The following is a 1,207-nucleotide window of genomic DNA, read 5'->3' on the forward strand; positions in this document are numbered from 1 at the left end:
CTTTATGAAGAGAACAGGGTCTTCAGAAACTGAAACAGCTCTTGTATTTGGGCTAACAAACGCTCCCTTGATAGCCTCATGGAAGAAAGCTTTTCATGAGGGGAGTGTTGAAGGCCTGAATAGACCGAAAGGACGGCCATCCATGTCTGATAAAGCTAAGAACAGAAAAAATAAACACACCGAAGAAAAAGAAATGACGTACGAACAAAAATTGGAACGAGAAAACGAGCTTCTTCGTTTAGAGGTAGAATACTTAAAAAAGTTGCGAGCTTTTCAGATGGATCCGGAAAGCTATCTCGAAAAGCACAAGCAGCGCTATCATTCGAACTCAAAGAAACCTTCAAACTAAAAGATGTTTTACAAATAGTCTGCATTCCCGAATCCTCCTACCATTATCATATAAAAATGATGAAGAAGGAGAATCCAGACCAAGAGTTGGAGGAAAGTATTCAATCTATTTTTGAAGAAAATAATGGTAATTATGGATACCGTCGTATCAAACTAGAATTGAAAAACCGTGAGGTTGAAGTCAATCATAAGAAGGTTCAACGCATCATGAATGAACTTGGACTCAAAGGAGATAAGTTCAGACTAAAATCACGCAAGTATAGTTCTTACAAAGGAACGACTGGAACGGTTGCCAAGAACCGTATCAATCGTCGTTTTCACACAAATGTGTGTTATCAAAAATTAACCACAGATATTACAGAATTCAAGTGTTCAGACGGTGTAAAACTGTATCTAAATCCAATTATGGATATGTTCAATGGTGAAATTCTTTCGTATGGGACAAGTATGCGTCCAACCTTAGAATTAGCGCTCAAACCTCTCGAGGAAGCACTAGAAATTGTTAAAGATTCAAAGTTTAGAACTACTGTACATTCTGATCAAGGCTGGCATTATCAACATAATAAATGGGTAAAAACACTCAAGGAATACAAGGTGTTTCAGAGTATGTCGCGAAAAGGAAACTGTTTAGATAATTCGCCCATGGAGAACTTTTTCGGATTACTGAAACAAGAAATGTATTACGGGGAAGCACTGTGCTCATTTGAGGAATTAAAAAAGAGAATTGAAGAATATATCAAGTATTATAATAACATGCGTATAAAACAAAAATTGGCAGGCATGAGTCCGGTTCAATACCGAATCCATACCAGCCAATTAGCTGTTTAATATAAAACTCTAACTTTTGGGGGTCACATCA

1 protein-coding gene and 1 pseudogene are annotated in these 1,207 nt (G+C 37.1%); both read left to right on the forward strand.

The genetic code is table 11. From position 1 onward, the window contains the following. A pseudogene (locus tag AB7942_RS30485) lies at positions 1-349 on the forward strand (helix-turn-helix domain-containing protein); the annotation flags it as partial. Continuing rightward, on the forward strand, positions 250-1,176 hold the full coding sequence (locus tag AB7942_RS30490) for an IS3 family transposase (RefSeq protein WP_369449789.1): 927 nt from the start codon (positions 250-252) through the stop codon (positions 1,174-1,176). The pseudogene AB7942_RS30485 and the gene AB7942_RS30490, both read left to right, overlap by 100 nt. Positions 1,177-1,207: the final 31 nt, after the last annotated feature.

The sequence above is a fragment of the Neobacillus sp. BF23-41 genome (assembly GCF_041106275.1).